We start from the raw sequence: 20,369 nt of genomic DNA, 5'->3' as shown, positions 1-20,369 counted from the left end.
GAAATATATAGCATTCCAAGTGCTCACATAATACAGTTATAAGTAAGAGGTGAGCAGAATGTATAAAATTTTTTCAGTTAAATTATTATTCGAACATATTTCTCTATCCGATACCCTGTCTAACAAAATCTATGAAGAGACTATTAATATCATACGCGCTGCAAAAATAGAGGATGTGGATCCATTAGTAAAGGCTCATTATAAAGATGTCACCTATAAAAACATTTTTGGAGAAGAAACGACGATAAAGCTCGTAATGATTCTCGACGTCTTTGAATTGGTCGATGATATTGAGGAAACCTTAGAGTTTGTAGAGGTATATAGCCAGCATATTATTGTGGATGAAGAAGTGACGATTGAATAGAAGGTCTTAGTGGCAAGTACATCCTTTTGGAGGTGAAAAAGAGTACAAAATACTAGATTGGATTTTGTACTCTTTCGGCTATTAAACAAATTGGTCTATAGAAGTAATTTTAGGTTTCTCATCTTCTCCTAAATGGGTTGAACTTCTGACTGGAAGTGTGAATAGGACGAAACATAATAGAACTGCAAATATAACTTTTTTCATGACAATTCCTCCCAACTAAATACGTTTGAATGTTTTAAATGATATTGGAATCCTAATTCGTAATAAATTGATGCTTGTTTATATTGTTTAGTACCAGCTAATCGCTTAGCTAATACATGGCAATAAATCATACAGTTTTTATAATCTTGTTTTCCTCCGAAATAGTCCAATGCTTTTTTAAAAATGGAGATAAGTTCTTGTTTTTCTTCTAGTAATATCGCTTTATATATAGAGAAATGATTTGAATAATGATCCTTTTTGGTGTTGGATAAATGTTCGGTAGTCTCTACCCCCTTTTGCAACCATATTAATGCATTCTGCATATCCCCATTCTTGTGATATTCCTTCAAAATAGCTAAAATAGTCACAATTTTATCATCAGGATTATGTTTCGTCTCTAAACTATAAAAAAAGTGTTGCAATGCTTGAAGAGAATCTCTTTTCATCGAGTAGCAAGAGCCTAAATTATGCTCAATCATTCCATTGAACTCACTTGAATGTATTTTTGCATTGATATCTCTAGCCCTTTCAAAAGTTGCGAGTGCCTCGTTTAAGAGACCAATATGCTTTTGTGCAATACCAAGTATTATTAAACACTCAATTGACCGTTCGATTAAAATTTCTTGATTGAAATAAGAAATCGCTTCCTTTGCATAATCTATAGAAAGAATATATCGGGATTCTGATAAAAGAGACAGACTAGATATGTAATTTAACTCTGCCATCTCCCAGTCTTCCATACGGTAGCCTTTTATCAATTGAAAAACTTCCTTAAAAATCTGAGAGGCTAGGATAAACTGATTATCTTGATAGGCAGTAATACCTTGAATCGTATAAAGGTAAAATAACTGTTCAATCGTCATTTCTTTCTTAAATTCTTCTAGTATATGGATGTTACTTGTCACATCCAATTCCTCTGGTAACATAAGCAGCAAGCGAGCTTCTAATAAAAGTAGCGTTAGCCGTTCTCTATCTAATGGATACTTCTCGATATAAACATGAATTTCGGAAAGAAGCTTTTTAGCCAACCCTTTATCTCGAGAATTTAAAACTTGTTTGAACTGTATTTTAAAATGAACCATTTTTTTATCATTTTGACTGCTATTTAAAGAGTCTAACGAAATATTTAACCTCATTAGAATATGATGTTTTATATCTTCGCTTGGAATGACTAATCCATTTTCAATTCTGCTCAAGTAAGAGGGAACACAAATACCGGTAGCCAAAGCCTCTTGCTTTATATTCTGTCTCTGCCGCTCTAACTTGATTAATTGCCCTAGGTTCATCTAATCTATACCCCTTCCTAAGCCAACGAATAGGAAAACAAATCCAATTATATAAATAAGATACCATATTGTAGATATAAAAACATAGAAAGCTTTCATAATGAAAGCAAGCATTAAAAAGGGCTGAAAATTGACGTTTTTCACAAGAAACTTTCACAGGTGAAGATTATAATATTGAAAAGCACAGTGTCTTCACAGAATTAACTCAGATATTATACTTTAGGTTAGTTTAAATATTCCGTTATGATAGAACAGAATTGTCGAGGAATTCGAGAAGTAGAGGCTTATACGTTTTTAACATAAAAACTCCTATGAACGAAGTCTAAAGACCGAACTCATTGGAGTTTCTATTTCACGATAATCCTTGTCCATGTGTAAAATCTTTATAAAGATCGTGTTGTGCAAGAAGTTCTTTATGTGTGCCATTTCCTGTGATTTTCCCTTGCTCCAAGAAAAATATTTAATCGCATGATAATTGTAGCAGGTTTTGGTGCTTCAAGTTCTACTGCTTCAGCATCCAAATAGAATCTGTTGCTCCAACTGCTTTTTGGGAAAGATGTGAAAAATGTTGCCATCTGTGCGAAAATGAACAATAATCTATTTTATTGCATTAATTCAATCGTGTAGAAATTTGGCACGATGATTCTATCTAGAAGATATAGCTTGTGCTTCATTTATCGACCGCTTCTGTAAATCTAAAATTACGGGATCTGCAGTTTCTATTAAACTTGCTTGCTTTGATTGAAGATCAAGTCGCATTTTTTCTGTTTCCACTAAAAAACTGTTGTATCGAAGTTTTTCTAGTTCAATTTCATCCTTAACAATTTGAGCACGTACTTTTTGTGATTTTCGTAAATGGTTGGTCCAAATTGCTGAAAGTGGTATTGAAAAAGTCAGAACTATTGCTACGAAACCGAGACCTATTCCTAGTAATTCTTCCATTTATATCCCTCCAAATCTATATTATATAGTATATACGATATTCTGAAAAAATAGTTTCAAAAGTCAGAAAAACGAATAGACTTATCTGTTAGGAATATAGGCAATTAAAAAAAGCTATCCTTAAATTTAAGGATAGCTTCATGTAACCATGTCTAGATTACCCGGCTGGGTTTAATTCAAGTTCAACAGTGATTTTAATGTCTTCGCCAACTAGAACGCCACCAGTTTCTAATGCTTGGTTCCAAGTTAAACCAAACTCTTTACGGTTTACTTTTGTATCAGCAGAGAAAGCTACTACTTCTTGGCCCCATGGATTAGTACCTTTACCACCATATTCAACGTCAAATGTTACTGGTTTTGTAACGTCTTTAATCGTAAGATCACCAGTTACGTCATATTCACCATCGTCTTTTTTCTTAATATCAGTTGCAACAAATTTGATGCTTGGGTAAGTTTCTATATCAAAGAAATCTCCAGAACGCAAGTGGTTATCGCGGTCTTCGTTGTTTGAGTTAATTGATTTTACGTCAATGTCAAAGCTAATTGTAGCACCTGTTAAATCTTCAGCATTACCATCTAAGTCTGCTGTGAAATTAGTGAATGAACCTTTTACTTTTGAAACCATCATGTGTTTTACAGAAAAGTCGATAGTAGAATGTGCTGCGTCAAGATTAAATTTTGTCATTGTTTAATTCCTCCTAAGGATTGTTTTTTTTTAGTATAAAACAATATTATTTCGAAATCAAGAGTTTTTATTTCAAAATAATATAATAAAACCATAATTTACTTTACCTGTTTATTTAAAAAGGTAAACATGCAGTTACTTTATGTAACTAAATATAGATTAATATATAGGTTACGTCAAGTAATTAAATTACTTTAATTTTACAAACGGAGCAGAAAAGAATATAATAGGAAGTAATAGAGGTGAATCAGATGAAAGAAATGTTATTATGTCCACGTTTATCAAAGGCAATGGAGTTGCTAGGAAAAAGATGGACTGCGCTAATCGTATATCAACTAATAGATGGAGCAAAACGATTTAATGAAATCGAGTCATCACTTCCTATAAGTGGTCGCTTGTTATCGGAACGTTTAAAGGAACTTGAAAAAGAGGGAATAGTGGAAAGAACTGTCTTTTCAGAGGTACCTATACGGGTAGAATATAACTTAACGGAAAAGGGTCTTGCGCTAAAAGAAGTAGTTGGTGGAATTGAGACTTGGTCTAAAGAATGGTTATAGCATTTTCGCTTGATATATTATGAGTGAAAATGCATACTATGTAAGGGTAACAGGTTAATGTAGAAAGGATTGTCTCTTTTGAATAAACAAAAATGGGTTCAAAGTTTAAATGAAAAATTAAATCCAGCGAATATTAAAATAGATGAAGCATTGAATTTGCACACAGTAACAAAAATGGGCGGTAAGGCGGATTTATTTGTTACACCTACTACTCAAGACGAGGCAGCCTTTGTCGTTCAATATGCATATGAACATAATATACCGCTATTACTACTTGGAAACGGGTCAAATATGGTCGTTCGTGATGGTGGAGTACGAGGAATTGTACTGCGACTGGAAAATTTAAACAAGATCATAATTGATGGTAACCGTGTGATTGCCGAGAGCGGTGCTGATATTATTGATGTATCAAAGGCGGCAGCACAAGAATCTCTAACAGGCTTAGAGTTTGCCTGTGGTATTCCCGGTTCTATTGGTGGGGCAATGGCGATGAATGCAGGAGCATATGGTGGAGAAATCCAAGATGTAATTGTGCAATGTACAGTGCTAACTCCGGCTGGAGAAAAGCTTGTTCTTTCAAAAGAGCAGTTAGAGTTAGGGTATCGAAAAAGTATTATTACGAAGCAAGGTTACTATGTATTATCAACAGAGTTTTTATTGGAAAAAGGAAACCAAGAACAGATCGATGCAAAAATTGCAGATCTTACTTTTCAAAGAGAATCGAAACAACCGTTAGAATACCCTTCTGCAGGTAGTGTATTCAAACGGCCACCAGGATATTTTGCAGGAAAGCTTATTCAAGACAGTGGCTTGCAGGGTAAAGGCTTTGGTGGTGCAGAGGTGTCCACTAAGCATGCCGGCTTTATCGTCAATAAAAATAATGCTACTGCAACCGATTATATTAGTACGATTGAAATGGTCAAAGAAACAGTAAAAGAAAACTTTGGCGTCGAGCTAGAGCTAGAAGTAAAAATTGTTGGAGAAAATATAGACTAATACAAGCCTAGACCTATGAATATAATTATTCATGGGTCTTTTTTTTATATTTCTATGTGAGAGAGAACTGGTTCCATGCGAGAGTGATTCAATGCTAAACGAGAGAGCTTTTTGTATACGAGAAAGATGGCTAGCTATGCGAGAGTAATGGTTGGATAAACGAGAGTGATTCATGGTTATACGAGAATGATTCTTGGACGCAGGTGCAACTTGTTGGGAATAAAATTTTACATAATCGTTATCCTTCAATTCCTTCTATTATTGGAAGCGTAATTTCTAAAAATGTCGAATACTGTAAAAGAACAAAGGGGGTAGGACATATGAGAAAAGGGTGGAAAATAACTCTCTGGAGTATAAGTATTATTGTTGTATTAGCAGTTATTATAGCTATTGGATTGAACATGTATTTATCTAGCACGAAAGCAATTATTGAAGGGGAACTTACGATGGAAGTATTGGATTCGGATGTAAAAGTTGTACGGGACGCAGAAGGGGTTCCACATATTACCGCACAATCAGATGCTGACCTTTATCGATCGCAAGGATTCGTGCAAGCACAGGATAGACTTTTTCAAATGGACTTGGCTAGAAGGCAAGCTAGTGGACGTTTGGCAGAAGTTGTAGGAGAAGCTGCTGTTGATACCGACAAGTTCTTCTTGACCTTCAGTTTACGTGATGCTGCCGAGAAATCTTATGATGGATATAGTGAAGAGGCAAAGGAAGTATTAAAGTGGTATGCAGAAGGGGTCAATGAATTCATCGAATTTGCAAAAGAGGATAATAAATTAAGTTATGAGTTTAAATTACTAGGTTATGAACCAGAAGAGTGGACTCCAACAGATTCACTAGCAATTGGGAAATATATGGCATATGACTTAGGTGGAAACTGGTCAACACTTGCAATCAGACATTGGGCTTTAAGTGAGTTAGATGAAGAAAAGGCGAAGGAACTTTTTATAACTTATCCTGAAAATGCCCAGTCGATTATAGAGGCAAATTTAAGTAATCCAGTAAATGTAAGTGGTTATTTTGATTCGTCTGTCTTACCGAACGAATTTAATGGCAGTAATAACTGGGTAGTTAGTGGAGATAAAACAAAAAGTGGGCTTCCATTACTTGCAGATGATCCACATTTAGGATTGAGTACACCTTCTATTTGGTATCAAATGCATTTACAATCCCCAGAACAGAATGTGAGTGGCGTAATATTTGCCGGTATACCTGGCATTATATTAGGTCATAACGAAGACATTGCGTGGGGTGTAACGAATGTAGGACCGGATGTACAGGATCTTTATATTGAAACACCAAATTCTGATGACCGTACACAATTTTTATATGAAGGTGAATGGGAGCAGGCGGAAGTTCGAAATTCACCTATCAAAGTAAAAGGGCAGGCTGATGTACCTTTTGAAGTAGTAGTGACTAGACATGGTCCTATTATTTCAGATGTCTTATTTAAAGATGAGGAAGCTTCTGCATTATTTTCCATGCAGTGGACTGCGTTAGAGCCAACACTAGAATTACAGGCAATCTTAAAAATGAATAAATCGTCTAACTGGGAAGAGTTTGAAATAGCTTTAGAGGACTTCCATGCACCAGCACAAAACTTTGTGTTTGCTGCCAAAGATGGGACGATTGCATATAAAGCGAATGGCAAGATTCCTTTAAGAAAGACGGGGGATGGACAATTGCCTGTACCTGGAGACTCTACAGACTACGACTGGGAAGGTTTTGTTCCTTATGATGAACTTCCGGTTGTTGTGAACCCAGAGGAAGGCTTTATAGCAACCGCAAACAATGAAGTTGTGGATGATTCCTATCCATATCATATTACTAATTTCTGGGCTCAATCGTATCGTTATGAACGAATTGCAGAGGTACTTGAAAGTAAATCAGACTTAACAAAAGAAGATATGATGGATTTACAAATGGATCAAACAAATTTATACGCTAAAGAGTTTTTAACACAAATGCTTGGATCGGTTGAAAACCTAGATGCTAAGGGTGAATATAAAGAAATCCTTGCCTTATTGAAACAGTGGGATCAAGTCGATGGTAAAGATCAAGCAGCTCCACTCGTATTTCATAAATGGATGAAGGAACTGCCTCAAACTTTACTAGAGAAAGAGATGCCTGAAGATGTATATTCAATGCTACCTGGCAAAGGGAATATATCAGATCAATTACTACGAAAAGGCTATAATAACGAGCAAAGTGCTTGGTTAGAATCATACGGTGGTATAGACAAATGGGTATATGATTCATTTGTAGAAGCAACTGAAGAAATAACCGAAGAGTTTGGCTCGAACGAAAAGAGATGGAAATGGGGGGACTATCATCAGCTAACATTTGATCATCCACTAGGAGGAGCTTCTCCTATTTTAGCTTACCTGCTAAATCCTGCTCCAGTACCAATTGGAGGATCCAATATAACCGTTCAAGCTGCTGGATTTGGAGAGGATGGAAAAGTGGATCACGGCGCGTCCTGGCGATTTGTTGCAGATTTGGCTAATTTAAATGAAGCATATCATATAGTAGGACCGGGACAAAGCGGTCATATGAAATCAGAATGGTATCATAGCCAAGTGGAGGATTGGGTAGAAGGAAACTATCACGCGACGATAATAGATGGAAATATTAAAGAAGGACACGATTTATTATTGAAAGCAAACTAAAATGAAGCAGCCGAAGATTAACTATCTTCGGCTGCTTCATTTAATATTCCAATAAAGTATTGCTTCCCTCCACTTTTTAGACATATTTATATTACAAATAGATGAATTGAAGTATTTGGTATTTGATTTTAAAAGTAAGATAGATTAAAGTATTAATATACTTTAATTAAAGTACTTTAATTAAAGTGTAAAATTATACTCGTTGAAAATGAGGAAGGAAGCAAAAAATGAAATTTATAGAGTTTATAAAAACCAAAGGTGCAATTGCATCGATCTTTATGGCAATATTTTATGCACTTGCCATGTTAGGTATTTTCTTGCCAGGTTATACTGCTATTCCAGGGAATATTGATCAATTACCGATAGCTATTGTTAATGATGATGAAGGTGAATATGGTGGGGTAATCGCAAAAAATCTAGGAGAGCAACTACCATTTGAAGAAATCCAAACAGATATAACAAATAAAGCAGCATTGAAAGAATTAGAAAAAAATGATATAGCTTTGGTTATTCACATCCCTAAAACATTCTCAGTGGATATGGAAAACGGAGAAATAGCATCAAGTATTGACTTCACTGTAAACGAAGCTGGAGCAACGGTTGTTTCATCAACGATGACTTCTATTGTTACACAAATTAATAACCAACTAAGTGCACAATTTTCACAACAAACTGCACAAGGTGTATTAATGAACTTTAACGTACCGGAAGAACAAGCTGTTGAAATGGCAGATATGATTGAGAACTCTTATGTCGGAAATTTTGTTACAATAAATGAAATTCCTGATGGTATGCATAATAATATGCTACCAATGTTCTTAACGATGGCTGGTTATACAGGTGCAATGATCGGCGCAATGCAATTAGTTGGTTCATTTAAAGCGAGTCGGGGGAAGGCTAGTAAGACCCGGTTATTCATATATGTACAATTAACAGCATTATTAATTGGAGTTATATCATCACTTGCTGCTGCCGGTGTCACATTTTTAGTAAATGAGCCTAGTGGCGACATTTTACTGAGTCTTCTAGCCCACCAAGTATTGAATTATATGGTAGCGTTTAACTTCACTGCAATTTTCATATTCCTAATGGGCGAAGGCGGTATGATTTTAAACCTACCGATATTGTTAGTACAAACTTTAGCGAATGGGGCTACTATCTCGCGTGACATGATGTACGCACCATATGAATGGATGAGCTACATTTCACCAATGTATTATTCCGTACAAGCGTATTTTGCCAGTATGTATGGTAGCGTAAGCCCGGCACCCTACATTTGGGGAATGATAGCTGTAGGTTTAGGGGCAATGCTCATTAATATGTTTATCGTGTGGATTTTCCACAAACCTTTACCACTAACGGAATCGGAAGCGAAAGTCAAAGTAGAAACTGAGAAGGTTAGTACTGAAGTAATAGCCTAGTTTTGTTACAATTGAAGTAAATCTCGCCAAAAGGGGCGTAATCAATGGCAATTCAAATTTATATTTTGAGTAAACTGATGGAGGATAACAGTTATCCATATAAACTAAAAAAAGAGCTTTCAGAACCTATTCCATTGGATAAACTTGGTGGATTAACAGAAAGCAAGCTGTATTATCATTTCGAAACATTAGCTAAAAAAGGCTTGATTGAAGCATTTGAAACTATTAAAGAAGAACATAGACCAGATAAGCAAGTATTTGCTATTACTGCAAAAGGCCGTGATGAATTACCGAAAAAAATTTATAAGTTGTTTGAAACTGCAGATACGATTAGTGAAATGCTCGTTGGCATCGCAAGTATAGAATATGTAGAACGTGATAAAGTAGTAGAAATACTAGAAAAAAAGTTGGATAATTACATTGAACGTTGGGAACAGATTACAAATTATGATACACATGTGCAAGTGGGTAACGATAAAGAAAAACTTTTAGAGCTTATAAGTGGATATATGGAGACTAAAGTAGAACACGCTACTTTTTGGCTTAAAGAATTAATTAAACGTATTCAACAAAATGAAATTTAATTGCTCTATGAACAATAAAGAAAAACGCTTATCGATTCGATAAGCGTTTTTTAGTATAAATTTTTTGTTTGTTTTAAGAAATAAATATTAATTATAAACACTCAAATACTCATTTGAATAAGTTGCATTTTAAATATTTTGAACATATACTAAAATTACAATCAAACGAACATTTGAATGAGGTGAAAATATGCAAGCGAGAGATATGTGTGAAGTAACAAAAGTACATGAAGATGTAGTAATCTCTGTAAAAAAGCAAATACCAGAACTAGCGAGGGCTGCTCAAATTTTAAAAGCCTTAGCAGATGAAACAAGACTGAAAATAGCATATGCATTAACGATAGAGGAAGAGCTTTGCGTTTGTGATGTGGGAGAAATTATAGGCTCATCTACAGCAACAGCATCTCATCATTTACGGTTTCTACGCGATTTATCACTAGCTAAATCTCAACGTAAAGGAAAATTAGTCTATTATTCGCTCGCAGACCATCATGTGAATGAGCTAGTAAAACTCGCGTATGAACATGCGATAGAAGAGGGTGAAAAGGATGGAGAAAGCAGTTAAACAAGAATATCGCTTAGAGAATCTTTCATGTGCTAATTGTGCTATGAAATTTGAACATAATATTAAGAGTCTCCCTGAGGTAGAGAACGCAACGGTTAACTTTGGTGCATCGAAGGTATCAGTTATTGGAAAAGCAACGATAGAGGATATTGAAAAAGCTGGAGCATTCGATGGTATAAAAGTGACAACTGTCAAGCAACGACAATCAGAAAAAGTTCCTTTTTTCAAACGAAAAGAAAATGTCTTAACGGTTATTTCCTTTGTTTTTTTAGTAATAGGGATTATCGCATCATTAACATATGAGGAATCACACCCGCTCGCAATAGGATTATTTATCGTTTCTATAGCAGTGGGGGGCTTTGACCTATTTAAGGGTGGACTAGTCAATTTATCTCGTTTTTATTTTGATATGAAGACGCTTATGACGATCGCAATTATTGGAGCAGCGATAATTGGGGAGTGGCGCGAAGGAGCGGTAGTAGTATTCCTATTCGCAGTCAGTGAGGCATTAGAGGCATACTCGATGAATAAGGCACGTCAGTCAATCAGTCAATTGATAGACATTGTGCCACCGACCGCGACTATACGCAAAAATGGAAAGTTAATAGAGGTTGACACAGACTTTATACAGATAAATGATGTGCTAATTGTAAAACCAGGACAAAAAATAGCTATGGATGGAGTTGTATTAAAAGGTACTTCTGCAGTCAATCAAGCATCCATTACTGGTGAGTCTGTGCCAGTTACGAAATCGATAGATGATGAAGTATTCGCTGGTACGTTAAACGAAGAAGGTTCTTTGGAAGTAAAAGTGACGAAGCGAGTGGAAGACACAACAATTGCGAAAATCATTCATCTTGTAGAAGAGGCACAAGCAGAAAAAGCACCGTCTCAAAAATTTGTGGATAAATTTGCGAAGTATTATACTCCTGCCATTATTATGATTGCAGTATTAGTGGCTATAGTTCCTCCACTGTTCGGTGCAGATTGGCAAACCTGGATTTACCAAGGACTTGCGGTTTTAGTAGTAGGCTGTCCATGTGCGTTAGTAGTATCCACTCCCGTTGCTATTGTGACAGCAATTGGAAATGCAGCGAAACAGGGTGTATTGATAAAGGGTGGTATACACTTAGAGGAAATTGGTAGACTTCAAGCAATTGCATTTGATAAAACAGGTACATTAACAAAAGGTTACCCAGAGGTTACCCATGTAGAAGCAGATGTACCAAAAGAGTTTATTCAAAAAGTAATGTCTATCGAAACTTACTCTCAGCATCCACTTGCGCAGGCTATTGTAAAATATGGTGCAAAAGAGCATATTCATCAAGTAGAAATCGAGCAATTCCAATCTGTCACTGGAAAGGGTGCAGAGGGATTAGTTGATGGTACGAAATGGGCAGTCGGAAGTGTGAGTTGGATTTCCTCTATAAGCGCTATTTCAAATGAAGTCATTACTAAAATTGAACAACTACAAATGGAAGGAAATACAGTCATGCTTGCTTCAGCAGATGGTGTATATCAAGGGTTTATAGCCGTAGCTGATCCAATACGCACAACAAGTAAAAACGTGCTAGAAAAGCTCAAGAAAGCAGGTATACAGCATACTGTCATGCTAACAGGAGATGACAAACGTACAGCAAACGCCATCGCAGTGAAGCTAGGAATGACCGCTGTAGAAGCGGGGCTAATGCCAGAACAAAAACTATCTGCTATAAAAGCTTTAAAAGAAAAGTACGGAACTGTTGCAATGGTTGGTGATGGTGTCAATGACTCACCTGCACTAGCAGCAGCAACTGTTGGTATTGCAATGGGTGGAGCAGGTACCGATGCGGCACTTGAAACAGCGGATGTGGCTTTAATGGCTGATGATCTAGAAAAGTTGCCATATACAATCCGATTAAGTCGAAAAGCATTGCATATTATTAAAGAAAATATTATGTTTGCATTAGGATTAAAAATAATTGCACTGCTACTCATTATTCCAGGATGGTTAACTTTATGGATTGCCATCTTTGCAGATATGGGGGCAACATTATTAGTAGTGCTGAATTCATTGCGACTTTTAAAGATAAATAAATAGCACGTACGGAGGCGAGAAAATGAAGCTTACGGAATGGACGATGGAAGAACAAGAGCAGCTGATTCACTTCATGACGACAAATAGTTGGCCGTATCATGGAAACTCACACCCAGCAAGGGAACTAATAGAGAAAACGATTGAAGAGGGTGGATATCAATCGGATGAAGTGAAAACTTTTTGGATTGAGAACGAAGCAAATGAAAAAGTAGGGTTCGTTAAAATTTATGATTTACAAGATGAGATTCCCCTTTTTGACCTCAGAATTGCTGATCATGCTAGGGGTAGCGGCTATGGACCAAAGGCATTAAAACTAGTAGCAGAGTATGTATTCCAGCTGCCAGAAGCGAAGATTCGTTTAGAAGGACATACAAGACAGGATAATTTTGCGATGCGGAAAACGTTTGAGCGAGCTGGATTTGTAAAGGAAGCTCAGCTTCGACAAGCTTGGTTTTCACCTAAAGAGTATTCCTACTATGATGCAGTAACATATGGACTGACGAGAGAGGATTTCTTAAAAGGGACTGCTACTCCAGTAAAATGGGATGAAGATTTTCATAAACCTCTTCCTGTTAAAGAAGAGCTAACATTCCCAGAGGAATTTTACACAGAGCGTTTGTTGATACGTGCGCCTAAAGTAGAGGATGCCGAGGAAATTTGGAAAGCGGTAGTCAATTCAGACGCAGCATTAAAAGAATGGATGCCTTGGGCGCAAAAAAAACAATCATTAGAGCAAATAACTATTAATATGCGCCAAGCGGTTGCAGATTTTATCACTCGAAAGGATTTACGACTTCAGCTGTATTTAAGAGACACGGGCGAATTTGTAGGTGCTTCTGGATTACATCGAATTGATTGGGATGTTCGTAAATTTGAAATTGGCTATTGGATTGATAGCAGGTTTGAAGGAAAAGGTTTTATGACGGAAGCCTGTGAACGTATTACCCAATTTGCATTTGAGGAATTACAGGCCAATCGAGTAGAGATTCGTTGTGATAGTGAAAATGTCCGAAGTCGCTCTGTTGCGGAAAGATCCGGATATACATTGGAAGGTATACTGCAAAAAGATTCTTTATCAGTTGATAGGAAAAAGTTGCGGGATACATGTGTATATGCAAAGATTAGAGAAGGTTTACAGTCTATATAATGTAAAAAGGTGTTGCCAGTTCGGCAACACCTTTCTTTACACTGATCTTTTTCCACTGATTAATTGAACAACAAAAATAATACCTGCAATGATTAATAGTGCGTGAATAAGTCCTCCGCCAATCTTTAATACTAAGCCAAGTAACCAAAGTATGATTAATACGACGATAATTCCCCATAAAATTTTACCCATTGTATACATCCTCTCTGTATTTTATTTTAATTACTAGTGATGTTGATATTAAAATTTTACCCTTTTGGGTATAGTATTAAACATGCTTCCATTTTTTATGCATGAAAGGAGTGTTGTCTTTGCTTACGAATGTGATGCAAGAAATAGTTCACAGCCTTGTCAGAGTAATGATGAGAGGAACGGAATACCAAACCTTTTGCAAATGTGAACAATGCGAACGAGATATTATCGCATTGAGTTTAAATACATTACCAGCCCATTACGTTACAACAGAAAAAGGAAGAACCGCAGTTTTCGAGCGCTTAAATACAGCAGAAAACTTAGAATGGATCAACAAAAGAATTATCCACTCCATTTATGTTGTGGGAAAATACCCACATCGCCACTAGAAACCTTGTCTTTACTTGATAAGGTTTTTCATATGGTTCGAAATATAGGAAAAAATATCTAGAATTGTGATAGGTTCTTTATTGTAGTAAAATATATAGAGCAAAGATGAGAGGAAGATAAATATGCCAACACCAAGCATGGAAGACCATATTGAACAAATTTATTTGTTAATTGAGCAGAAAGGGTATGCTCGTGTGTCTGATATTGCAGAAGCATTGTCTGTATTACCATCTTCCGTAACAAAAATGGTTCAAAAGCTAGATAAAGATGGCTTCTTGATATATGAAAAGTATCGGGGACTGACTCTTACCGCAAAAGGGATGAAACTTGGTAAGAGATTGGTGAAAAGACATGAACTATTAGAAGATTTCTTACGAATCATTGGTGTAAAGGAAGAGAATATATACAATGATGTAGAAGGAATCGAACATCATTTAAGCTGGAACTCCATCGACCGTATTGCAGATTTAGTATTATTTTTGGAAGAGAATCCTGCATTACAGTCAAAGCTTTTGGAATTACAAGATCCAGATAGCGAGTAAAATCTATTAAGGTTTTTGAAAAGACAAATGCAACATACATACAATCTTTGAAAAGGATATGAAGCCTGAGTTTTGAGTGTAAAGGGGTCTCCGTAATCTTTTGTGGTCATGAGTTTACATTTATTGTTTATAATTCAGATGATTCGGTTATAGGAAAGTAGCACAAACTGTGGCGCGGTCAGATCACGTTTTATATAATTCAAAAAAAGTTGGTAAAGATCAATACAAGGGTAAGAAGGAGAGCGGTAATTTTGATAGGAACAGCATCAGGAGAAATAGTAAAGTTACAAGTGAAAGAGCAAGACGGATCGAAGTGGATTTTAACATATGATGGATTAGACATTCCGTTAAATGCATCTGAAGCACCAGAGGACTTAGAGGTTGGGGGCAAAATTGAAGCATTTTTGTTTGTGGATAGACGAGGAAATCTATCTGCTACCACGCAGCTTCCATCTATTCAAAAAGGCACATATGGTTGGGCTCGTGTTATTAAAGTAGCTGATAGAGAAGGTGTTTTTGTCGATATTGGTACGTCCAAGGAAGTTCAGGTAAAAGAGGATGATCTACCGAAGATAAAAGAATTGTGGCCAGCTGTTGGTGATCATTTATATATGACTCTCCGTACAGATAAAGATGGTGAGTTATTCGGACGTTTAGCAACCGAAGACCGAGTAGAAGAGCTATATATAGACGCTCCAACGACATTATTCAATCAGAATCTTCAAGCACGTGCTTACCGATTGCTTCCAGTAGGTACATTTTTGTTAAGTGTTCCAGAAAACTATCGTATTTTTGTGCATGAGTCAGAACGACTTAATGAACCAAGACTAGGTGAAGATTTGACTGTTCGAATTATTGACGTGAAAGAGGATGGATCATTGAATGGTTCACTATTACCACGTAGACATGAACGTTTAGAGGACGATGCAGAATCTATATTCCGTTATCTAAATGATGTCGGAGGTAAAATGCCATTCACAGACAAGTCATCTCCGGACGAAATACAAGAGATGTTCAGCATGAGTAAAGCAGCGTTCAAACGCGCCTTAGGTAAACTTATGAAAGATAAAAAAATTGTCCAAGAAGATGGTTGGACACAACTGAAAATGTAGTTCATTTGGAGTAAAAAGAATCGATTAGTCGGAACTTTTTACTCCTGTTTTCGTATTATTGAAGGAATAGAAGAGAAAGGGGTTAATAGAATGAAGAAACTATTATTACCATTCATTACAGCAATGTTATTAATTGGAATGGTTATTGCACCTACTTCTTCACTGGCAGATTCAGATGGCTCCACTGAGGAAGTCGAAGTTGTAAACGAAAAATTTGGTGCACCTATTGTGGTATATGGTGGAAACCTAACTGCTGAACAAAAAGATAGCGTAAAGAAAAGCTTGAAAATAACGGATAAATCAGATGTTCAAGAAATAGAAGTAACTGGCAAGGATCTAGCAACGTATTTACAGGATGGAGACGCATCTGCAAGAATGTTCTCTTCTGCTAAAATTACTCGAAAAGATGCTGGTAAAGGCCTTGTAATAAGCATTGTTACACCGGATAATATTACAGAAGTAACATCCGAAATGTACGCAAATGCAATGCTAACGGCAGGAATCCAGGATGCAGTCGTAGAAATCGCTGCACCGAAGCCTGTTACCGGACATTCAGCCTTAGTAGGGATATACAAAGCGTATGAGGTTACAGGCGAAAAGCTAGACCCAGAACGTACAGATGTAGCAAATGACGAACTATCTATTGCTACTAATTTAGCAAAAGATGCAGGTATTGATGAAGCAAAAGTCAGTGAACTACTAACGGAAATTAAAAAGCAAATTGCTGAAAAAAATCCAGTTTCTCGTGAAGAAGTGGAGAAAATTGTTTCAGAGCAATTAGCCAATCTAAAAATTGAGCTTTCTGAAAAAGATCGACAGCTACTAATCGATTTAATGGACCGTATCCGTCAATTAGATATCGACTTCAGCCAATGGTCAGATGAACTGAATGATTTAAGTAAAACAATTGAAGATAAAATTGGTGCAATTGTCGACAATGAAGGTTTTTGGGAAGGTGTTAAAAACTTCTTTAAAGATTTAATTGATTCGATTCGCTCTATCTTCAGCTGATATGTGAGCCCTCCGTCTATGTTAGACCGGAGGGTTTTGTTGTAGTAGTTTAATAGGATATGCTCCCTCTTGTATCGCAATTACCATAGGTATTATTCACTTTATTTGCAAAAGGTACAATCCTTTGTTAATATAACAAACAATATATCTCAAATTCGAAATAATAATTAAAAGGAGGAAAACAAATGAAATTAGCGGGAATCCATCATGTCTCAGCAATTACTGCTGACGCTGATAAAAATCATGACTTCTATACAAGAATATTAGGAATGCGATTAGTGAAAAAAAGTGTAAATCAGGATAATCCTTTGTCCTATCATTTATTTTATGCAGATGCGGTAGGTACACCAGGAACGGATATGACATACTTTGACATACCACAAGCAGGAAGAACATACCCTGGGGTATCCAGTATCAGTAATACAGGTTTCCGTGTAAAAAGCGATGAAGCCTTGCAATTTTGGAAAAGTAGATTTGAGAAGTTAGGTGTGTCACATGATTCCATTAAAGAACGATATGGTCGTAGTACACTTTACTTTGAAGGTCTTGAAGGGGCAAGGCATATGCTAGTTGTCGACGATGGGACTGGAATTTCCTATGGGGAAGCTTGGGTTAAAAAGGAAGTTTCAGCTGACAATGCAATTGTTGGACTAGGTCCGATAAAGCTTACTGTTCGAAAATCAGCACCTACTAAAAAAGTATTAACAGAAATACTTGGATTTGAGTTGGCGGGTTCCTACCCATCGGACACCAAAGAAATGCCGAATATTGAAGTATATACGACAGGAAAAGGCGGTCCTGCTGGTGAAGTGCATTTAGAGACACGCACAGATTTACCAATGGAACGGCCTGGACGCGGAAGTGTACATCATGTAGCATTTCGAATTCCCACAATGGAGGATTATCCAAAATGGGAGGAGCGTTTACGTGAAAATGGCTTTACAACGTCTGGATTAGTGGACCGTTACTATTTCAAGGCAATCTATTTCAGGGAGCCGAATGGCATTTTATTTGAACTGTCTACGGATGAGCCTGGATTCGATACGGATGAACCAATGGAAACTTTGGGAGAAAGATTAGCACTACCACCTTTTCTAGAAACAAGAAGAACAGAAATTGAAGCGAAGTTACGTCCGTTGTCAATCAATAAATAAATATGCTAAAATTCAGAAAAGGAGTGGTTGAAGATGGAATTTCAATTCAAAGAATTAGGAAATGATGTATTTGCTTATCAATATATACAAGCTGGAGAAAGACTTGGAGAAATTACCTGGACGTTACTAGGTGATGTAATGGTGATGGATCACACATATGTTTCTGATAAATTGAGAGGACAGGGAGTTGCTAAGAAATTACTCGATACCGCAGCTTCTTTTGCAAGAGAACAGGAGTTAAAAATGGAGCCGGTTTGCTCGTATGTAGTAGCAGCCTTCTCAAAATCTGATGAATACGATGATGTAAAAGCATAAAAAAAAATACGAAAGTGCCTATTTTGGGAAGTCATTCTAAGTTCGCGATATCGTGTCGCGACGACTGACCCAACCCCATTCTGTGGGCATTCGACAACGTTTTTCTCAGGCGGGCTAGGCGCAGGAGCTGGACAGACAAAGATGAAAAACGCATATATCTGTCAAAATAAAAAGGCAATCCGCTTCTATTTAGAAAAGGATTGTCTTTTTATGATAAACTTATTAAATTTGTGTAAAAAATACTAAAATTCCTGTTAATGCTGATGCACCTGCTAACGTATAAAGGAAATCTGATTGGCTAAAAATTAACTTTTTCTCCATGAAACTCATCCTCTCTTTTCTCGTTGATAGTTTATTAATACCCTTGTTCATGAATTTTTAAACAGGTTTAAACTATATTATGAAGGGGACATTAAAATTATACGAAACTTTTTCAAGTCTTTATCGTAGAATAACAAGGAACATATAAAAAATGAAGGGACTGAATTCTTTGTCACGTACAGGAGAAATAGTATTAGGCGTTATTAGTGCAATTATGACTTTACTTAGCATCATTTTAGTAACAATTGGAGTGGTAAGTGGAAGTAGTTTATTGAAAGATGAAGCATTCAAGACCGAGTTCCAGAATGTTATTGCCGATGACCCAAACATGACAGAAGCAAACTTTCAAACCATAAACGAAAATATGGATTTAGTGATTGATGCGTTTAATATATTCGGCTGGGTGTTTGTAATCATTCTTGTGATTAGCTTGATCTTGAATATTATCGGAATAGCTTCTATTTCAAAAAATAAAAACCCGAAGTTAGCAGGAGTGATGTTTATTCTAGCAGGTATATTTGCTGGCATATTATCGCCGACGTCTCTTCTATTGTACATTGCGGCAATCATGTGCTTTGTACGCAAACCACCAGTTCAACTTCAAGAGGAATTCTATACTACAGAGAAGACACTTTAATACAAAAAAACACCGACCTAATAGGCCGGTGTTTTCAATAGATATACATATTTAGCTGTAGTTAAAGGATGTCCTTCAAAATATTCATCGAATTCTTCTAAACACTCGAAGCCGAAACTTTCATAAAAAAGACGGGCATTTTCATTTTCGCTTTCAACGTAAACAAATAATTGTCGACCAGCTGGCATCTCGTTTAGTCCAGCTAATAATAGTTTTTTCCCATATCCACTCTGTTTGTATTCAGGTAACACATAAATTGCAGTTAGTTCAGCATCTCCATCTTCGTCCACATATGTAAAATTGGCAAAACCAATAGGCTTGCCTTCATACTCAGCGACTAAGAAAATAGTTTTTTCTATTCTTTTGACAAGCATCATTGGGGAATAAGCCTTTTCTAAAAAAAGTGTTTGTATGTCAACAGGTATAATATTTTTATATGTATCGTTCCAACTGACCTTTGCGATCTGTTGAATTATTGAAATATCATCTAACGTAGTCGCCCTGATCATTTGAAATCACCTCTAATTTCTTTTTGTAATCATAACAAAAATAACTAGAATCTTCTACAAATATATAGAATTAAAATCAATTAGAAATCAAAATGTAATATAAAAAGGGTAAAATATTGGTTTAGTACTTATTTCACCCCAAAAATTAGTTTGTTAAATAGGTGTGAACTTATCCCTAATAGGGTATATACACTATATATAAAACTTGGAGGTAATGATGATGGCAAAAAACAAATCACTTTTATTGGCAGGATTAGCAGCAGGTGCTTATGCATATTTTAGTAAAAAAGAGAATCGTGATAAAGCAATAGTAGCCTTTAATAATACGAAGTCTAAAGTGAATGCTTACATAGACTCGCAGAAGCATCAAAAATCGGATTTAACGCCGGCAGGACATCCAGATCCTTACGATATACCAGATAATAATATGGTGGATGAGGGGGCAATGACTAGTGTTCAGTACTATAATGAAGAGGTACAGGACAAGTCTAAGAAGTCTTCTAAGGATACTACAGATGCAGAAAAGAAATCTAATCTTAATGATCAAATAACATTATAATGCTTAATAAGAAGAGGAATGGACAAATTGCCACATTCCTCTTTTTATCCTACATTAACTGGCAGTATGACTCTGTTACAGGACTTGTTTCAAGCAATAAAGCACTTAAGTTGAGATAACT

23 protein-coding genes are annotated in these 20,369 nt (G+C 36.2%); 17 read left to right on the top strand and 6 right to left on the bottom strand.

The features are described 5' to 3' along the window. Positions 1–58 precede the first annotated feature (58 nt). Positions 59–364: a DUF4288 domain-containing protein gene (locus tag ACN6MX_RS17590; RefSeq protein ID WP_419960106.1), complete on the top strand. Its 306-nt coding sequence runs from the start codon at positions 59–61 to the stop codon at positions 362–364. Positions 365–445: 81 nt separating this feature from the next. On the opposite strand, the gene ACN6MX_RS17585 is transcribed toward ACN6MX_RS17590, so the two are convergent. The 4 genes from ACN6MX_RS17585 to ACN6MX_RS17570 all read right to left on the bottom strand — a co-directional run bounded on the left by ACN6MX_RS17585 (position 446) and on the right by ACN6MX_RS17570 (position 3,481). Beyond that, positions 446–568, bottom strand: a complete 123-nt coding sequence (locus ACN6MX_RS17585) for a hypothetical protein (RefSeq protein ID WP_419960105.1) — start codon at positions 566–568, stop codon at positions 446–448. Then, a complete protein-coding gene (locus ACN6MX_RS17580; protein ID WP_419960104.1) occupies positions 565–1,854 on the bottom strand; it encodes a helix-turn-helix domain-containing protein in 1,290 nt (429 codons plus the stop codon). Before ACN6MX_RS17580 ends, ACN6MX_RS17585 begins: the two co-directional genes overlap by 4 nt. A 645-nt stretch (positions 1,855–2,499) precedes the next feature. Continuing rightward, positions 2,500–2,796, bottom strand: a complete 297-nt coding sequence (locus ACN6MX_RS17575; protein WP_419960103.1) for a hypothetical protein — start codon at positions 2,794–2,796, stop codon at positions 2,500–2,502. Positions 2,797–2,953: 157 nt separating this feature from the next. Continuing rightward, complete coding sequence (locus tag ACN6MX_RS17570) at positions 2,954–3,481, bottom strand: YceI family protein (protein WP_419960102.1); 528 nt, start codon at positions 3,479–3,481, stop codon at positions 2,954–2,956. A 251-nt stretch (positions 3,482–3,732) separates the two neighbouring features. Here ACN6MX_RS17570 and ACN6MX_RS17565 point away from each other — a divergent pair, with 251 nt between their 5' ends. The 8 genes from ACN6MX_RS17565 (at position 3,733) to ACN6MX_RS17530 (ending at position 13,506) form a co-directional block, all read left to right on the top strand. Next, entirely contained in the window at positions 3,733–4,038 is a 306-nt protein-coding gene (locus ACN6MX_RS17565) for a winged helix-turn-helix transcriptional regulator (protein ID WP_419962657.1), read from the top strand. Between the two features lie 78 nt (positions 4,039–4,116). After that, positions 4,117–5,034: a UDP-N-acetylmuramate dehydrogenase gene (murB, locus tag ACN6MX_RS17560; RefSeq protein WP_419960101.1), complete on the top strand. Its 918-nt coding sequence runs from the start codon at positions 4,117–4,119 to the stop codon at positions 5,032–5,034. A 320-nt stretch (positions 5,035–5,354) separates the two neighbouring features. Beyond that, positions 5,355–7,712 (top strand): penicillin acylase family protein, encoded by a 2,358-nt coding sequence (locus ACN6MX_RS17555; RefSeq protein WP_419960100.1) that lies wholly within the window; start codon positions 5,355–5,357, stop codon positions 7,710–7,712. Positions 7,713–7,939: 227 nt separating this feature from the next. Beyond that, positions 7,940–9,133 (top strand): YhgE/Pip domain-containing protein, encoded by a 1,194-nt coding sequence (locus ACN6MX_RS17550; protein ID WP_419960099.1) that lies wholly within the window; start codon positions 7,940–7,942, stop codon positions 9,131–9,133. Between the two features lie 44 nt (positions 9,134–9,177). Further along, entirely contained in the window at positions 9,178–9,717 is a 540-nt protein-coding gene (locus ACN6MX_RS17545) for a PadR family transcriptional regulator (RefSeq protein ID WP_419960098.1), read from the top strand. Between the two features lie 190 nt (positions 9,718–9,907). Further along, positions 9,908–10,282, top strand: a complete 375-nt coding sequence (locus ACN6MX_RS17540) for an ArsR/SmtB family transcription factor (protein ID WP_419960097.1) — start codon at positions 9,908–9,910, stop codon at positions 10,280–10,282. Beyond that, on the top strand, positions 10,266–12,362 hold the full coding sequence (locus ACN6MX_RS17535; protein ID WP_419960096.1) for a heavy metal translocating P-type ATPase: 2,097 nt from the start codon (positions 10,266–10,268) through the stop codon (positions 12,360–12,362). The genes ACN6MX_RS17540 and ACN6MX_RS17535 overlap by 17 nt, the downstream gene beginning before the upstream one ends. Before the next feature lie 19 nt (positions 12,363–12,381). Continuing rightward, positions 12,382–13,506, top strand: a complete 1,125-nt coding sequence (locus tag ACN6MX_RS17530; RefSeq protein WP_419960095.1) for a GNAT family N-acetyltransferase — start codon at positions 12,382–12,384, stop codon at positions 13,504–13,506. Positions 13,507–13,542: 36 nt separating this feature from the next. Here ACN6MX_RS17530 and ACN6MX_RS17525 read toward each other — a convergent pair whose 3' ends face one another. Beyond that, on the bottom strand, positions 13,543–13,698 hold the full coding sequence (locus tag ACN6MX_RS17525) for a lmo0937 family membrane protein (RefSeq protein ID WP_419960094.1): 156 nt from the start codon (positions 13,696–13,698) through the stop codon (positions 13,543–13,545). 110 nt (positions 13,699–13,808) lie between these two features. Between ACN6MX_RS17525 and ACN6MX_RS17520 the strand changes: the two genes are divergently transcribed. From ACN6MX_RS17520 to ACN6MX_RS17490, 7 genes are all read left to right on the top strand, one after another. Continuing rightward, the gene (locus tag ACN6MX_RS17520) at positions 13,809–14,087 is read left to right on the top strand and encodes a late competence development ComFB family protein (RefSeq protein ID WP_419960093.1); all 279 of its coding nucleotides are present in this window, start codon (positions 13,809–13,811) and stop codon (positions 14,085–14,087) included. Between the two features lie 123 nt (positions 14,088–14,210). Continuing rightward, entirely contained in the window at positions 14,211–14,630 is a 420-nt protein-coding gene (gene mntR, locus ACN6MX_RS17515) for a transcriptional regulator MntR (RefSeq protein ID WP_419960092.1), read from the top strand. A 251-nt stretch (positions 14,631–14,881) separates the two neighbouring features. Beyond that, positions 14,882–15,742, top strand: coding sequence for a S1 RNA-binding domain-containing protein (locus ACN6MX_RS17510; RefSeq protein ID WP_419960091.1), 861 nt, complete (start codon positions 14,882–14,884; stop codon positions 15,740–15,742). A gap of 90 nt (positions 15,743–15,832) precedes the next feature. Continuing rightward, positions 15,833–16,753, top strand: a complete 921-nt coding sequence (locus ACN6MX_RS17505) for a DUF1002 domain-containing protein (protein WP_419960090.1) — start codon at positions 15,833–15,835, stop codon at positions 16,751–16,753. A 185-nt stretch (positions 16,754–16,938) separates the two neighbouring features. After that, positions 16,939–17,907, top strand: coding sequence for a ring-cleaving dioxygenase (locus tag ACN6MX_RS17500; protein ID WP_419960089.1), 969 nt, complete (start codon positions 16,939–16,941; stop codon positions 17,905–17,907). Positions 17,908–17,940: 33 nt separating this feature from the next. Further along, positions 17,941–18,222 carry a GNAT family N-acetyltransferase gene (locus ACN6MX_RS17495; protein ID WP_419960088.1) on the top strand — a complete coding sequence of 94 codons (282 nt, stop codon included), beginning with the start codon at positions 17,941–17,943 and terminating at the stop codon, positions 18,220–18,222. 472 nt (positions 18,223–18,694) lie between these two features. Next, positions 18,695–19,180, top strand: coding sequence for a DUF4064 domain-containing protein (locus ACN6MX_RS17490; RefSeq protein ID WP_419960087.1), 486 nt, complete (start codon positions 18,695–18,697; stop codon positions 19,178–19,180). A gap of 17 nt (positions 19,181–19,197) precedes the next feature. Here the strand turns inward: ACN6MX_RS17490 and ACN6MX_RS17485 are convergent, their stop codons facing one another. Beyond that, positions 19,198–19,689 carry an N-acetyltransferase family protein gene (locus ACN6MX_RS17485; protein ID WP_419960086.1) on the bottom strand — a complete coding sequence of 164 codons (492 nt, stop codon included), beginning with the start codon at positions 19,687–19,689 and terminating at the stop codon, positions 19,198–19,200. Between the two features lie 220 nt (positions 19,690–19,909). Here ACN6MX_RS17485 and ACN6MX_RS17480 point away from each other — a divergent pair, with 220 nt between their 5' ends. Continuing rightward, a complete protein-coding gene (locus ACN6MX_RS17480; protein WP_419960085.1) occupies positions 19,910–20,248 on the top strand; it encodes a hypothetical protein in 339 nt (112 codons plus the stop codon). Positions 20,249–20,369: the final 121 nt, after the last annotated feature.

This window comes from Psychrobacillus sp. BM2 (assembly GCF_048572895.1).
Taxonomy (GTDB): Bacteria; Bacillota; Bacilli; order Bacillales_A; family Planococcaceae; genus Psychrobacillus.
Note: the sequence above shows the minus strand (reverse complement) of the source record. Positions and strands in the feature narration are given on the sequence as shown.

Coding starts and splice junctions, on each gene's coding strand:
- ACN6MX_RS17550 (WP_419960099.1), top strand. CDS start 7,940: ATGAAATTTATAGAGTTTATAAAAACCAAAGGTGCAATTGCATCGATC.
- ACN6MX_RS17540 (WP_419960097.1), top strand. CDS start 9,908: ATGCAAGCGAGAGATATGTGTGAAGTAACAAAAGTACATGAAGATGTA.
- ACN6MX_RS17505 (WP_419960090.1), top strand. CDS start 15,833: ATGAAGAAACTATTATTACCATTCATTACAGCAATGTTATTAATTGGA.
- ACN6MX_RS17570 (WP_419960102.1), bottom strand. CDS start 3,481: ATGACAAAATTTAATCTTGACGCAGCACATTCTACTATCGACTTTTCT.
- mntR (WP_419960092.1), top strand. CDS start 14,211: ATGCCAACACCAAGCATGGAAGACCATATTGAACAAATTTATTTGTTA.
- ACN6MX_RS17530 (WP_419960095.1), top strand. CDS start 12,382: ATGAAGCTTACGGAATGGACGATGGAAGAACAAGAGCAGCTGATTCAC.
- ACN6MX_RS17500 (WP_419960089.1), top strand. CDS start 16,939: ATGAAATTAGCGGGAATCCATCATGTCTCAGCAATTACTGCTGACGCT.
- ACN6MX_RS17590 (WP_419960106.1), top strand. CDS start 59: ATGTATAAAATTTTTTCAGTTAAATTATTATTCGAACATATTTCTCTA.
- ACN6MX_RS17525 (WP_419960094.1), bottom strand. CDS start 13,698: ATGGGTAAAATTTTATGGGGAATTATCGTCGTATTAATCATACTTTGG.
- ACN6MX_RS17585 (WP_419960105.1), bottom strand. CDS start 568: ATGAAAAAAGTTATATTTGCAGTTCTATTATGTTTCGTCCTATTCACA.
- ACN6MX_RS17580 (WP_419960104.1), bottom strand. CDS start 1,854: ATGAACCTAGGGCAATTAATCAAGTTAGAGCGGCAGAGACAGAATATA.
- ACN6MX_RS17545 (WP_419960098.1), top strand. CDS start 9,178: ATGGCAATTCAAATTTATATTTTGAGTAAACTGATGGAGGATAACAGT.
- ACN6MX_RS17535 (WP_419960096.1), top strand. CDS start 10,266: ATGGAGAAAGCAGTTAAACAAGAATATCGCTTAGAGAATCTTTCATGT.
- ACN6MX_RS17565 (WP_419962657.1), top strand. CDS start 3,733: ATGAAAGAAATGTTATTATGTCCACGTTTATCAAAGGCAATGGAGTTG.
- ACN6MX_RS17555 (WP_419960100.1), top strand. CDS start 5,355: ATGAGAAAAGGGTGGAAAATAACTCTCTGGAGTATAAGTATTATTGTT.
- ACN6MX_RS17480 (WP_419960085.1), top strand. CDS start 19,910: ATGGCAAAAAACAAATCACTTTTATTGGCAGGATTAGCAGCAGGTGCT.
- ACN6MX_RS17495 (WP_419960088.1), top strand. CDS start 17,941: ATGGAATTTCAATTCAAAGAATTAGGAAATGATGTATTTGCTTATCAA.
- ACN6MX_RS17490 (WP_419960087.1), top strand. CDS start 18,695: ATGAAGGGACTGAATTCTTTGTCACGTACAGGAGAAATAGTATTAGGC.
- ACN6MX_RS17575 (WP_419960103.1), bottom strand. CDS start 2,796: ATGGAAGAATTACTAGGAATAGGTCTCGGTTTCGTAGCAATAGTTCTG.
- ACN6MX_RS17485 (WP_419960086.1), bottom strand. CDS start 19,689: ATGATCAGGGCGACTACGTTAGATGATATTTCAATAATTCAACAGATC.